Genomic DNA, 14,205 nt, shown 5'->3' on the forward strand with positions numbered 1-14,205 from the left:
CCCGGGTTTTCCTGCTGACGCGGGGTGGGTGATGGTCTATTCATGAGGCCCCTTCGCGGGTGCCGCATGCGCCAGACTCGCCGGACCCGCGTGGCGAACGCACGCAACTCCGAAGCACGGCCGCGCTGCAGGCGGCCGGAGGACCGCATGAACGAGACGCAGACCCTCTCCCCCGGTGCCGGCCACGCCGAGCGCACGCCGCTCGAGTCCGCCGTGGTCCGCTTCGCCGGCGATTCCGGCGACGGCATCCAGCTGACCGGCGGCCAGTTCACCGTGGCGAGCGCGCTCGCCGGCAACGACCTCGCGACCTTCCCCGACTTCCCGGCGGAAATCCGCGCCCCCGTCGGCACTACCTACGGCGTCTCGGCCTTCCAGATCAATTTCGGCGGGCGGCAGATCAACACCTCGGGCGATGCCGCCGACGTGCTGGTCGCCTTCAACCCGGCGGCGCTGAAGACCAACGCCAAGCTGGTCAAGCGCGGCGGCATGATCATCGTCGATACCGGCAACTTCGGCCCGCGCGAGCTGAAGAAGGCCGGCTACGACCACAACCCGCTCGACGACGACAGCCTGGGCGACTGGAAGATCGTGCCGGTCGACATCAGCAAGCTGACGCTGGAAGCGGTGGCCGACAGCGGCCTCGGCAAGTCCGACGCCCTGCGCTGCAAGAACCTCTGGGCGCTCGGCCTGGTCTACTGGATGTTCGGCCGCGACCGCGCGCCGACCGCCCAGTGGATCCTGCAGAAGTTCGAGAAGAAGGAACCGGCCGTCGCCGCCGCCAACGTCGCGGCGCTGAACGCCGGCCACGCCTTCGGCGAGACCATGGAGCTGCTGCAGGGCTTCCACGGCTACGCCGTGCCGGCCGCCGACCTGCCGCCCGGCCTCTATCGCACCATCACGGGCGGCGACGGCTTCGCGCTCGGCCTCGCCGCGGCGGCGCAGCTGACGGAAACTGAGATGGTCTTCGCCAGCTACCCGATCACCCCGGCCTCGCCCATCCTGCACCACCTGGTGAAGCTCGGCGCCTACGGCGTCACCACCCATCAGGCGGAAGACGAGATCGCGGCGGCCTGCGTCGCCATCGGTGCCTCCTGGGCCGGTGCCATCGGCGTCACCTCGTCCTCCGGCCCCGGCATCGCGCTGAAGGGCGAGGCGCTGGGTCTGGCCGTGGCGGCGGAACTGCCGCTGGTGGTCATCAACACCCAGCGCGCCGGCCCCTCCACCGGCATGCCGACCAAGACCGAGCAGTCGGACCTCTTCCAGGCCGTCTGGGGCCGCAACGGCGACACGCCGCTGGTGGTGCTGGCGCCGCAGTCGCCGTCGGACTGCTTCACCATGGCCATCGAGGCGGTGCGCATCGCCGTCAAGTACATGGTGCCGGTGATGGTGCTGTCCGACGGCTACATCGCCAATGCGTCGGAGCCGTGGCTGATCCCCGACGTCGACAGCCTGCCGCACCTGCCGGTCGCCTTCCGCACCGAGGCCGAGGGCTACCAGCCCTTCGCCCGCGACCCGCAGACGCTGGCACGCGCCTGGGTGAAGCCGGGCACGCCGGGCCTCGCCCACCGCATCGGCGGCATCGAGCGCGACGCGCTGACCGGCGACATCTCCTACGACCCGGCCAACCACCAGGTCATGACCGACTACCGCCACGCCAAGGTGGCGCGCGTCGCCCGCGACATCCCGCCGCAGACCATCGACCAGGGGCCGGAGCGCGGCCGCCTCGCGCTGGTCGGCTGGGGCTCCACCTACGGACCCATCCGCCGCGCCGTCTCCAACCTGCGCGCAGAGGGGGTGGAGGTGAGCCACATCCACCTGCGCAACCTGTGGCCGCTGCCCGAGAACCTGGGCGACATGCTGGCCGGCTTCGACCACGTGCTGGTGCCGGAAATGAACGTCGGCCAGCTGTGCACCTTGCTGCGCGCCACCTACGCCAAGCCCTTCGAGAGCCTGTCCAAGGTGACCGGCCAACCCTTCAAGATCGCCGAGATCGAGGCCGCCGTGCGGTCCCGGCTGGAGGCCTGAGCCATGAACGCCCCGACGTCCCCCCAGAAGCTGACCGTCAAGGACTTCGCCACCGACCAGGACGTGCGCTGGTGCCCCGGTTGCGGCGACTACGCCATCCTGAAGGCGGTGCAGAAGACCCTCGCCGACCTGGGCGCCGACAAGGACAAGACCGTCTTCGTGTCGGGCATCGGCTGCTCGTCGCGGTTTCCGTATTATATGGAAACGTATGGTTTCCACACCATCCACGGGCGGGCACCCGCCATCGCCACGGGCGTGAAACTGGCCAACCCGGAGCTGGACGTGTGGATCGTCACCGGCGACGGCGACGGGCTGTCCATCGGCGGCAACCACCTGATGCACGCCATCCGCCGCAACATCGACTGCCAGATCCTGCTGTTCAACAACGAGATCTACGGCCTGACCAAGGGCCAGGCGTCGCCCACCTCGCACCTCGGCACGCGGTCGAGCACGACGCCGAACGGCTCCACCGACGCGCCGCTCGAGCCCATCAAGGTGGCGCTCGGCGCCGGTGCCCGCTTCGTCGCCCGCACGGCCGACAAGTGGATCAAGGAAATGCCGGACGTGCTGAAGGCCGCCCGCAGCCACCGCGGCACGGCCTTCGTGGAGATCCTGCAGAACTGCATCGTCTACAACGACCAGGTCTTCGCCGGCTTCACCGGCAAGGAGGCGCAGGAAGGCAGCTTCCTCCACGTCGAACACGGCAAGCCGCTGCTGTTCGGCGCCGGCCGCGCCAAGGGCCTGCGCGTCAAGCCCGGCACCTTCAAACTGGAGGTGGTGACGGTGGGCGAGGGCGGTGTGACGGAAGCCGACCTTCTGGTCCACGACAAGACCGACCCGGTACTCGCCGGCCTGCTGGCGGCCATGAGGGGCCCGCACTTCCCCATCGCCTTCGGCGTCCTCTACGACGATCCGGCCGAGAGCCACGAGGCGGCGGTGGCGGCCCACAAGGCCGACCAGAAGGCGCGCACGCCCGACGTGTCCATCAACGCGCTGCTGAAGCGCGGCCGCACCTGGATGGTGGAGGGGCCGAAGGCCTGACGCACCCGTCGCGGGTGGGATCTGTTTTGGAAGCATCCTTCTGGATGCCGCGGTGAGGACAGTGGCCGGGCTCGCCCCGGCCACTTTTTTGTCTGCGGGCGGCGGTTTCTCACAGAATACTGAGTTCCTTTCGCGCAAAGGGGGATTCGTGGTTCGTGTCCAGACGGTTTTTGCTCGTATAAAACAACTTTCGGTGTGTGCTATTGGTGTGGCCTGGGGTTATCATTCCACCCGTCATCGCCTCCTGCGGGAGGCTGTATGGAAAAGGGGGGGACATCCTCATGAGTGACGCTTATCTGGGCGAGATCCGGCTGTTCGCCGGCAACTACGCCCCGGAGGATTGGCATCTGTGCGACGGCTCGCTGCTGCCGATCAACACGTATCAGGCACTGTATTCCTTGATCGGAACGACCTATGGCGGCGACGGCGTGACGACCTTCGGTCTGCCCGATCTCCGTGGTCGCATGATCGTCGGCATGGGAACCAGCACCACCGGGATCATGTACAACCGCGGCCAGAAGGCTGGTGCGGAGACGGTCACCGTCACCGTCGCCAACATGCCGGCGCACACGCACATGGTGTCGGCCGCCAGCACCGCGGCGACGTCTTCGTCGCCGAACGACGCCGTGTGGGCCACTGCCGACCTGACCACTTTCACGGCCTCGGTTCCCAACACCACCCTGGCGCCCGCCTCGGTCTCGACGGCGCCGGGTGGGAGCCAGCCGCATCAGAACTGTCAGCCGAGCGTGGCGCTGACCTACATCATCGCCCTGCAGGGCATTTTCCCGCAGCAGCAGTAAGGAGGGTATCGCGATGGCTGATCCATACATCGGCGAAATTCGCCTCATGCCCTACACCTACGCGCCGGAAGACTGGTTCGATTGCAGCGGGCAGACTCTGTTGATCCAGCAGTACACGCCGCTCTTCGCGGTGATCGGCATCCGCTTCGGTGGCGACGGACAGACGAACTTCAAACTGCCGGACCTGCGCGGGCTCGTGCCGGTCGGCACCGGAGCCGGCCCCGGGCTGACGGCGCGCACCATCGCCCAGACGTGGGGCTCGACGACCGTCACCCTGAACGAGACGACCGTGCCGCCGCACACCCACGGCATGAGCGCCTCGACCACCAACACCAACCTGGTGAGCAGTCCGGTCGGCGCCGTCCCCGCCGGCCAGCAGAAGCTCTACGCCGCCCCCGGCAGCAATACGCCGGTTCCGCTGGCGGCGACCGTCACCCCGGTGGGCGGCGCGCAGGCGCACAACAACATGGCGCCCTTCACCGCCTTGCGGTTCTGCATCTGCTGGAACGGCACTTTCCCGGTCAAGCCGTAAGGAGGCACTTTCATGGATCCGTTTCTCGGTGAAATCCGCGTGTTTCCCTACTGGTTCACGCCGCATGGCTGGCTGCAGTGCAACGGCCAGATTCTGAACATCTCGCAGTACCAGGCGCTTTACGCCCTCCTGGGCACCAAGTTCGGCGGCAACGGCACCACCACCTTCGCCCTGCCGAACATGCAGGGCCGCAGCGCCATCTGCACCGACTATGCGACCACCTACCCGGTGGGCGCCACGGGCGGCGAGGCGGCCCACCAGCTGACCATCGCCGAAGTGCCGGCACACACGCACAGCCTCTCGGCGGTGGATGTCGCTGGAACGACCAACGTGCCGGCCGCGACGGTCATGGTCGGCCAGAATATCCGGGCCGGGCGTACACCGTCGCCGTTCAACGCCTTCGGTCCTGGTCCGGGAACCGGTCAGATGGGTGCCGGTGCCCTCACCATTGCGGGCGGAAGTCAGGCGCATGAGAACATGCAGCCGTACCTCGTGCTGAACTACTGCATCGCCTCGGCCGGGCTGTGGCCGCCGCAGCCCTGGTAGGATGTCGCTCGTCGCATCGCGCGGCGATGGGGGCCGGACGATCGTCCGGCCCCCTCCGTCGTTTCAGACCGGGAGTGTGCCATGATCGATCTGCCCGCCACCGTCGGCGGCTTTCTCCGCCGGCCCCAGACGGCCGCCGACCTGCCGTTTCTCGCCCGGCTCATGAGTTCGGCGCGTGAGGTGGAGCGCGACCTGTTCCCCGGCGACCCGGCGGTATGGGATGCGCTGATGGCACAGCAGGCCGCGGCCCAGGATCACCATTACCGCGCCCATTATCCGGGCGCGACCTTCGACATCCTGGAGCACGCGGGGCAGCCCGTCGGGCGTCTCGCCCTTTGCGAGCTGGGCGACGAGATTCGGGTGATGGACATCGCGCTCCTTCCCGGGTTCCGCGGCCAGGGGCACGGCACCCTCGTGCTGCGGGCGGTGATGGCGCGGGCGGCGGCGCGGGGCCTCGCGGTGAGATTGCACGTGGAGGCCTTCAATCGGGCAGGGCATCTCTACGACCGGTTGGGCTTCACGATGGTGCAGGACAAGGGTGTTCACAAATTATTAGAGTGGCGTCCCTCATCTTTTTGAGCGAACGTCACGCGGGGCCATCAACCGAGCATGGGGGCTGTCGGCCCGTTCGGGACCGAGTGGCAGCCATGATCCCCCGTCGATTCGCACTGGCTTCGACTAGACTGCTAAGCTAAGGTAGAGCATATAGTATGCCTATCGTTGTGGTTTCATGGGCGCGAGGTTTTGCTCATAATCGCAGAGGCGCGGTTCCGCCTCGGCGACCCGCCGGACGGGCAGCCGAAAAAGAAGAGCAGTGCACGGGCACGCCGCGGTGCTGTTGGGGAAAGACGGGGGAGCCGGTTCCTGTACCGGACGACTGCAGAAAGGTGGCATCAGCCATGAACCAGATGTTTACGCCGAACCGCACCGCGCGGCGGTGGAAGGACACCATGATGTCCCACGCCGCGCCGCTCGCCATGGCGCTCGAGCCGCGGTTCATGTTCGATGCCGCCGGTGCCGCCTCCGGAGTGGAGGCGGTGCGCGAAGCGACCGCCCACGCCATGGCCGGCGACGGCGCGCAGTCGGATCACGACGCGCCTGCCGCCGCCCTCGACCGCGCCGCCGCCGACCACGCCCTGCCGCCGGCGGAGCGCAAGCAGGTGCTGTTCGTCGACACCACGGTGCGCGACGCAGAAGCCCTGATCGACGCCGCCGGGCCGGGGGTCGAGGTCGTGCTGCTCGACGCGGCGCGTGACGGGCTCACGCAGATGGCCGAGTGGGCGCAGGGGCGCAGCGGGTACGACGTCGTCCACCTCGTCACCCATGGCTCGGCGGCGACCCTGCATATCGGGTCGCTGACCATGACGGCCGATACCGTGGCGGAGCGCGCTGCGGACCTCGCCGCGCTCGGCGCGGCGCTGACGGAGTCGGGCGACGTTCTGGTCTACGGCTGCGATGTCGGCCAGGGTAGCGAGGGCGCGACGTTCCTGACGGCGCTGGCGGAGGCCACGGGTGCCGATGTTGCCGCTTCCGACGACGCCACCGGGGCGGCCGGACTCGGCGGCGATTGGGCATTGGAAGCTCGCCACGGTGATGTGGATGGCGAAGCCCTCTCGTGGAACTTCTACGGGTGGCTGCTGGCGGTGCCGGGCACAGGCACCTTCACTTTTGCCGGCGCGACCGCTGCACCTGACGGGATGAGCGCAACCGTCAGCGGCGGATTCTTCACGATCACCGCGTGGGACGTAGACAACAACATCTTTCCGCGCGATCGCAGGAACGCTCCTCCGAATGACAGTCCGGAGGCCAGCATAAGTGCTGACCAATATGGCGCTTTCATCGAGGACGAGAGCGACGGCAGCGCCGGTTATTGGCGCGCATCTACATATTACTTACAGCTTGCGGCGACTGGAAGTTTTACTTTGAGTGGGTTAAATGTTGGCGAATATATTAATAGTGACCAGTCTTCTTCTGCTGATGATTTCACGAATATCTATGTCGTCGGGTATGCGGCGGGGAGTGAGGTCGGTAGAACTGTGGCAATCGACAGTGTCGGCACGTACGAAGCGACGTATGCGATCGACTATGCCCCGATACTTGGAAAAACCTTGGATACTATCAGGGTATACTTCACGGCCCCGATAGGAAGCTATCTCAGCGCCATGAATCTGATCGACCTGACGATTCAGTCGGCCTCGGCGTCGCCGCCGGCGACGAATGCGAGTCCGGTCGTCGACCTGAACGGTGCCACGGGCCCCAACACTGCCGCCGGTGACGACGTGACCGTCGCTTTCACCGAACAGACGCCGGTCGCCATCGCCTCCGGCGCCACCATCAGCGACGGCGACGCCGCCAACACCATCACCGGCATGTCGGTCAGCCTGAGCAATGCCCAGGCCGGCGACCAGCTGTCGGTGAACGGCACCTTCGGCGGCCTCGGCCTCGTCAATCAGACGGGGACGACACTGACCTTCTCGACCGCCGGATCGCGCGCCGATTACCAGTCGCTGCTGCAGGCGATCCAGTTCAACAATACGTCCGACGCCCCGAACACGACGTCCCGCACCGTGTCCGTCACGGTCACCGACAGCAGCGGCGCCGGCAATGCGACCAGCACGGCCCGCACCGCCACCATCACCATCACGCCGCAGAACGATGCCGCGACCGACATCACCCTGTCGAGCACCAGCGTCGACCAGTCCGGCGGCGCCAATGCGGTGGTCGGCACCCTCGGCAACAACGACCCCGACGGCCCGTCGTCCACCTACACCCTGGTGGCGGGCAGCGGCGACACCAACAACAGCCTGTTCAACATCAGCGGCACCAGCCTGCGCGCCAACGACGCCGCCGCCATGACGCCCGGCACCTACAGCGTGCGCGTACAGGTGAGCGACGGCTCCGGCGGCACCTATGCCGAGGCCTTCACCATAACTGTCGCCGACAACGTCGCGCCGGTGTTCGACAGCGCCCCGGCAGCCGCCAACATCACCACGACGGGCTTCGACCTGTCGGCCAGCGTGAACGAGGCCGGCACGCTCTACTACGTGGTGGTCGCCGACGGCGCCGCGGCGCCGACCGCGACCCAGATCATCGCCGGCCAGAACGCCTCCGGCGCGGCGGCGCTGGCGGCGGGCAGCCAGGCGGTGGGGACGACGCCCTTCAGCCACACCTTCGCCGTCGCCGGCCTGACCATGGGCACCGCCTACGACGTCTACATGGTGGCCCGCGACGCCGCCGGCACGCCCAACGTCACCGCCGTGCAGACGAAGCTCGACGTCTCCACGCTGTCGAACAACGTCCCGGTCACCACGCTGCCGACGACGCCCGTGGTGGTGGAAGACACCACCGGCAATGCCATCACCGGCATCTCCATCGCCGACGGCGACGGTCACGACCAGACGGTGACCCTGACCGTCGGCAACGGCACCGTCACGGTCGGCACCACCACCGGGCTGACGCTCAACTCCGGCGGCTACACCAACACGACGTCCGTCAATTTCTCGGGCACGCTTGCGCAGGTGAACGCGGCGCTCGCCAGCCTCACCTTCTCGCCGACGGCCGACTTCGCCGGCACCGCGACCCTGCGGGTGCAGACCAGCGACGGAAACGGCGGCAGCGACGACGACACGCTGAACATCACCGTCAGCAACACCAACGACAACCCGACGCTCGTCGCCCTGCCGGCCAGCGTGACGGTGGTCGAGGATACGCTGAGCAACGTCGACCTGTCGGCCGCCACCCTGGCCGACATCGACCCCTCCGACACCCTGACCATGACCCTGGCCGCCGGTGCCGGCACCTTCACGGCGGTGACGGGCGGCGGCGTGACGGTGACCGGCTCGGGCTCGGGCACCCTGACGCTGTCTGGCACGGCGGCGGCCATCGACACCTTCCTCAACACCGCGTCGAACGTGCGCTACACCGGCGCGAGCAACGTCAACGGCGCGGGCGCCACCAGCATCTCCGTCACCGTCAACGACGGCGCCGGCAGCGGCGACCTGGCCTTCGGGCCGGTGGCGGTGAACATCACGCCGTCCAACGACACGCCGGTGCTCGGCGGCACCGTCGGCGCCACCTGGACCGAGAACGGCGATTACACCACCACGCCGGCCGCCTACAGCGGCACCGGTCAGCTGCTGTTCGCCAGCCCGACGCTCACCGACGCCGACACCACTACCGCCTTCACCGGCGCGACGCTGACGGTTGCGCTGTCGGAGTACCGGACGGGCGACCTCATCTCGATCCCCGCCAACTACGGCACCGTCAGCTATGTGACCGGAACGCCGGGGGTGGTCTCCGTGGGCGGCACGCCGGTCGGCAACGTCACCGGCGGCTATCAGGCACCGCTGGTCGTCACCTTCCTGGCCGCCGCCGACAAGGCCGCCATCGAGGCGGTGATGGGCGCCGTCACCTATTCCATCTACGCCAACGACGACCCGACGGCCGGCAACCGCACCGTCACCGCCACCTTCAACGACAACGCCAACGGCGGCACCGGCGCCCTGGAAGGGCAGCTGACCGGCACCCTGACGGTCGTCGCCACCAACGACACGCCGCGCACCTCCGTGACCGGCGCGACGCCCACCTATGCCGAGAACGGCCCGGCGCAGCAGCTGTTCACCGCCGCCACCCTGTCGACGGTGGAGGCCGGCCAGTCCATCACCGGCGTGACCGTGACCGTCAGCGGCCTCGCCGACGGCGCGGCGGAGCGCCTGCTGGTCGACGGCGTGCAGGTGACGCTCACCGACGGCAATACCGGCACGTCGGCGACCAGCGGCATCGGCTACAGCGTCAGCGTCACCGGCTCGACGGCGCAGGTCACCCTGACCCGCACCGACACGGCCGCCGCCTGGGGCGGCTACATCACCGCCCTGCAGTACATGAACTCGAGCGACAACCCGACCGTCGCCGGCACCCGCACGGTCACCCTGACCGCCGTCACCGACAGCGGCGGCGGGGCGGGGGCGACGGCCACCGTCAGCCATGCCGCGACGGTGACCGTCACCGCCAGCAACGACCCGCCGACCCTCTCCGACCTGAACGGCGACACCCGCCAGTTCAGCGTCGGCGGCGGCGCCATGGTGCTCGACGCCGGCACGGCGCTCGGCGTGAGCGACCTGGACCACGCCGCCCTGGCCTCGGCCACGGTGCAGATCACCGGCGGCTACCAGACCGGCGAGGACGTGCTGGCCTTCGCCAACGACGGCACGACCATGGGCAACATCACCGGCTCGTGGGATGCCGGCACCGGCACGCTGACGCTCACCTCCGCCGGCCAGACGGCGACGCCGACGCAATGGGCGGCGGCGCTGCGGGCGGTGACCTACCAGAACACCGACGCGGGCACCGCCAACACGGCGACGCGCACCGTCACCTTCACCGTCAACGACGGCACCGATCCCTCGGCCGGCGCGGCGGTGTCCGTCACCCTGGTGCGGGCGCCCATCCTCGACCTCAACGGCGCCGCCGCCGGCACCGGCTACGCCGCCTCCTTCACCGAGGATCTCGGGGCGGTCGCCATCGTCGACGCCACGGCCGACCTGACCGACGACAACGCCAACCTGAACCAGATGGTCGTCACCCTCACCAATCCGCAGGCGGGCGACGTGCTGACCCTGGCCGGGCGGGCGAGCGGCGACGTGGTGAACGGCATCACCATCACCTACACCTCGTCGTCGGTGGTCACCCTCAGCGGGGCGGCCACCAAGGCCGACTACGTGTCGCTGATGCGCGAGGCGCGGTTCAACAGCACCTCGCAGGCGCCGTCCACCACCCAGCGCAGCATCACCATCACCGCCCGCGACACCGACGGCAACACCAGCTCGGCGGCGACCGCCACCGTCGCCGTCACCGCCACCGACGACCAGCCGGTGATCGGCGGCGCGGCGGCCGGGCAGGCGGTGACCGACAAGGCGACCATCTCGCCGTTCTCCGCCGTCACCGTGACGGAAGCGGACGGCGAGGCGGTGACCGTCACCGTCGCCGTCGACACCGCCGCCATCGGCACCTTCACCACCCTGAACGGCTTCACCGACGCCGGCGGCGGCACCTGGACCTTCACCGGCACGGCGGCGGCGGCGCAGACCGCGCTGCAGGGCATGGTCTATACGCCGACGCAGAACCGCGGCGTCGCCGGCGCGACGGAGACGGCCACCTTCACCATCACCGTGGAGGACGCCGACGGCGCCACCGACCCGGTGCAGAACGCCACCACCACGGTGGTCGTCACCTCGGTCAACGATGCGCCCACGCTCGGCGGCCTCGGCGGCGACAGCATGACGGTGGTCGCCGGCAACGGCCCGCAGGCGCTGACCATCGCCGCCGATGCGGTGGTGGGCGATGCCGAGAGCCACGTGCGCGGCGGCACCCTGACCATCCACCAGACCGCCGGCAGCACCGGCGGCTGGGCGCTCGCCAGCGGCACCTCCGGCGCCGACGGGGCCTTCGCCGCCGCCGAGACCATCACCGTCGGCGGTGCCACCATCGGCACCGTCACCACGGCGGGGCAGGCGGGGGCGGACCTGGTGGTGGCGCTGGACGCCGGCGTGACCGAGGCGCAGGTGAGCGCCTTCCTGGCGGCGCTCGCCTACGACCCCGGCACCGGCCTCGGCGCCCGCACCTTCACCGTCACCCTGGACGACGGCGACGGCACCGCGAACGGCGGCGCCGCCAGCGTCACCACGACGGCCTTCACGCTCACCGTGACCGCCAACCCGCCGGTGCTGACCGGCCTGAACGGCGGCAGCCGTAGCTTCACCGAAGGCGCCGCCGCCACCACCCTGGCGGCCGGGGCGGTCACCGTCTCCGACGCCGACAGCACCGACTTCGGCGGCGGCGTCGTCACCGCCACCATCACCGCCAACGGCGCCACCGGCGATCTGCTGACGGTGACGGAGGGCAACGGCATCACCGTGGTCGGCAGCGAAGTGTTCTTCGACGCCGACGCCAACCCTGCCACCGCGGCGGTGAAGATCGCAGACATCACCCAGGCCGGCAGCAACACCCAGGCGCTGCAGGTCACCTTCGTGACCGGCGGGGCTGCCACCACCGACGCGGCCGGCGCCCTGTTGCGCCAGATCGGCTTCAGCAGCAGCAGCGACACGCCGGGCACCGGCGCGCGCACCATCACCGTGCAGATGACCGACGGCGCCGGCGGAACGGCGGGCGTGTCGGCCGCGTCCACCGTCACCATGGCGGTGACGGCGGTCAACGATCCGCCCGTCATCGACGGGGGCACCATCGGCGGCACCTACACGGAAGGCGCCGGCACCTCCATCTGGACCAGCTATCCGACCGCCGTCACCGACCCGGACGCCACCGAGTTCAACGGCGGCCGCGTCGTCGCCACGGTCTCCGGTCCGCTGGTGGCCGGCGACCGCATCGGGGTCGCGGCGACGGGCGTCATCGGCTACACGGCGACCAGCACCACCACCGGCGACGTGCTCTACGACATGGGCGGCGGCACAATGGTGCGGATCGGCACGGCGGCCTGGGACGCCGCCACCGGCAGCCTGACGGTCACCTTCGTCGCCGCCGGCGGCGGCAATCCGTCCGTCACCGCCACCATGGCCCGCAACACCATGATCCACCTGGCGTATTATTCGTCCAGCGACGATCCGACGCAGAAGGGCACGGCCACCAGCCGGACCATCACCGTAAGCCTGCAGGACGGCGGCAATACGGGCACCGGCACGCCGACGTGGCCGTCGAAGACCGGCACCATCACCGTGGTGGACGCCAACGACGCGCCCACCGTCGCGTCCACCGGGCAGCCGACGTTCCAGACCGGCGGCACGTCGTCCTTCGCAACCGCGCTCGTCCTGTCCGACATCGACGGCACGCATCTGAGCGGCGCCACCGTCAGCCTCGTCGCGGCTCCGAACGGTGCCGAGGAAGGCCTCATCCTGCCGACCACGGCAGTTCTGCCCGCCGGCGTCACGCTCGGCGGCGGGTACGTGGCCGGGACCCGGGCGGCCAGCATCACGCTCACCGGGGATGCCACGGTCGCCGACTACCAGGCGCTGCTCCGCCAGGTCGTCTACCAGAACCTGTCGATGACGCCGGATACGACGGATCGCTCCATCACGGTGCAGATCAGCGACCGGCCCCTGACCGGCGGCAATCCGGTCCTGACCGGAGACGCCACCATCACGGTCGGCCACAGCGTGCCGCCGCCGACGGGCGGGGGTGGCGGTGGCGACACGCCGCCGGTCCAGCCGCCGGCGCCGCCCCCGGCGCCGCCGCCCGCCCCGCCGCCGGTCGAGCCGCCGGCGCCTCCGCCTGCTCCGCCGCCTGCGCCTCCGCCGGCGCCGCCCCCCGCACCGCCGCCGGCGCCGCCTCCCGCGCCGCCGCCGGCGCCGCCGGCCGGTGGCAGCCCATTCGGCGGCGCGGCCCCCAACATCGGCGGCAACCCGTTCAGCAACGCGCCGCGCGACACCGGGCCGAACACCGCGCCGACGGCCTTCACCACCGGCCCGCTCGCCAGCGGCACGACGCCGGGCGGGCAGACCGGGCCGCTCACCGGCGGTCCTGTCGGTCCGCGGGTGGGGGCCGGCAACGTCGACGACGGCGGCACGCCGGTGCGCAGCTCCGCCGGCGGCACGGGCCAGAACGACGGCGGCGTGCGCACCACCGTGACCGGCCAGCTGGGCAGCCAGTCGCCCATCGACAACTCGGGCACGCCGGTCACCGCGGGCGTCAATACCTTCAACACGCTCACCCAGCGCACCCTGGGCGGCGGTGGCACCGGCCCGACGCAGGGCGGCGGTTTGGGCGGCGGTGGTCCGGCCGGTGGCGGCCTCGGCGGCAGCCTGGCCGGCGGCGGCTTCGGCGGTGGCCTGGGCGGCGGCTTCGGCGGCGGCCTGGGTGGTGGCTTCGGGGGTGGCCTCGGGGGCGGCTTCGGCGGCGGTCTCGGGGGCGGTGGCTTCGGCGGCGACATCCTCGCCGGCGCGGCGGAGGACCAGCCGGCGGCCGAGCCGGACGGCGAGCAGGTGGCGGCGGCGCCGGCCTTCACGGCCCGGCTCACGGCCCTGCATGCCCGGTTCGATGCCGAAGCGGCCCTGTTGGCAGCCTCGGTCGCGGCGCTGGAACAAGAGGCAGCGGCTTGATTACACTAGCGCCTTCCGCCCGGCTCGGGGCCGGCGGGGGGAGTCACGGGACTGGCGGGGCCGCACGACCGCGGCGGTCCCGCGACCACACGACCACGGGACAGACAAACCTGCTACGGGGGAAAGAGTGATTCGATTTGCGAGCGGGGAAACC

7 protein-coding genes are annotated in these 14,205 nt (G+C 70.1%); all 7 read left to right on the forward strand.

Going from position 1 to position 14,205, the window contains the following annotated elements:
• Window positions 1-147 precede the first annotated feature (147 nt).
• Window positions 148-2,025 carry a 2-oxoacid:acceptor oxidoreductase subunit alpha gene (locus CRP50_RS03165; RefSeq protein WP_097277513.1) on the forward strand — a complete coding sequence of 626 codons (1,878 nt, stop codon included), beginning with the start codon at window positions 148-150 and terminating at the stop codon, window positions 2,023-2,025.
• A 3-nt stretch (window positions 2,026-2,028) separates the two neighbouring features.
• On the forward strand, window positions 2,029-3,066 hold the full coding sequence (locus CRP50_RS03170; protein WP_097277514.1) for a 2-oxoacid:ferredoxin oxidoreductase subunit beta: 1,038 nt from the start codon (window positions 2,029-2,031) through the stop codon (window positions 3,064-3,066).
• A gap of 281 nt (window positions 3,067-3,347) precedes the next feature.
• Window positions 3,348-3,866, forward strand: coding sequence for a phage tail protein (locus tag CRP50_RS03175; protein ID WP_097277515.1), 519 nt, complete (start codon window positions 3,348-3,350; stop codon window positions 3,864-3,866).
• Between the two features lie 13 nt (window positions 3,867-3,879).
• Window positions 3,880-4,398, forward strand: a complete 519-nt coding sequence (locus CRP50_RS03180; RefSeq protein WP_097277516.1) for a phage tail protein — start codon at window positions 3,880-3,882, stop codon at window positions 4,396-4,398.
• A 12-nt stretch (window positions 4,399-4,410) separates the two neighbouring features.
• Window positions 4,411-4,944 (forward strand): phage tail protein, encoded by a 534-nt coding sequence (locus CRP50_RS03185; protein WP_097277517.1) that lies wholly within the window; start codon window positions 4,411-4,413, stop codon window positions 4,942-4,944.
• An 81-nt stretch (window positions 4,945-5,025) separates the two neighbouring features.
• Window positions 5,026-5,523 (forward strand): GNAT family N-acetyltransferase, encoded by a 498-nt coding sequence (locus CRP50_RS03190; protein ID WP_097277518.1) that lies wholly within the window; start codon window positions 5,026-5,028, stop codon window positions 5,521-5,523.
• 320 nt (window positions 5,524-5,843) lie between these two features.
• Complete coding sequence (locus tag CRP50_RS03195; RefSeq protein WP_176525000.1) at window positions 5,844-14,051, forward strand: DUF4347 domain-containing protein; 8,208 nt, start codon at window positions 5,844-5,846, stop codon at window positions 14,049-14,051.
• Window positions 14,052-14,205 lie beyond the last annotated feature (154 nt).

The organism is Caenispirillum bisanense (assembly GCF_900230255.1).
GTDB lineage: Bacteria > Pseudomonadota > Alphaproteobacteria > Rhodospirillales > Rhodospirillaceae > Caenispirillum > Caenispirillum bisanense_A.

Excerpts from the sequence above, each read along its gene's own strand:
- CRP50_RS03175 (WP_097277515.1), top strand. The coding sequence starts at position 3,348 with ATGAGTGACGCTTATCTGGGCGAGATCCGGCTGTTCGCCGGCAACTAC.
- CRP50_RS03195 (WP_176525000.1), top strand. The coding sequence starts at position 5,844 with ATGAACCAGATGTTTACGCCGAACCGCACCGCGCGGCGGTGGAAGGAC.
- CRP50_RS03170 (WP_097277514.1), top strand. The coding sequence starts at position 2,029 with ATGAACGCCCCGACGTCCCCCCAGAAGCTGACCGTCAAGGACTTCGCC.
- CRP50_RS03165 (WP_097277513.1), top strand. The coding sequence starts at position 148 with ATGAACGAGACGCAGACCCTCTCCCCCGGTGCCGGCCACGCCGAGCGC.
- CRP50_RS03180 (WP_097277516.1), top strand. The coding sequence starts at position 3,880 with ATGGCTGATCCATACATCGGCGAAATTCGCCTCATGCCCTACACCTAC.
- CRP50_RS03185 (WP_097277517.1), top strand. The coding sequence starts at position 4,411 with ATGGATCCGTTTCTCGGTGAAATCCGCGTGTTTCCCTACTGGTTCACG.
- CRP50_RS03190 (WP_097277518.1), top strand. The coding sequence starts at position 5,026 with ATGATCGATCTGCCCGCCACCGTCGGCGGCTTTCTCCGCCGGCCCCAG.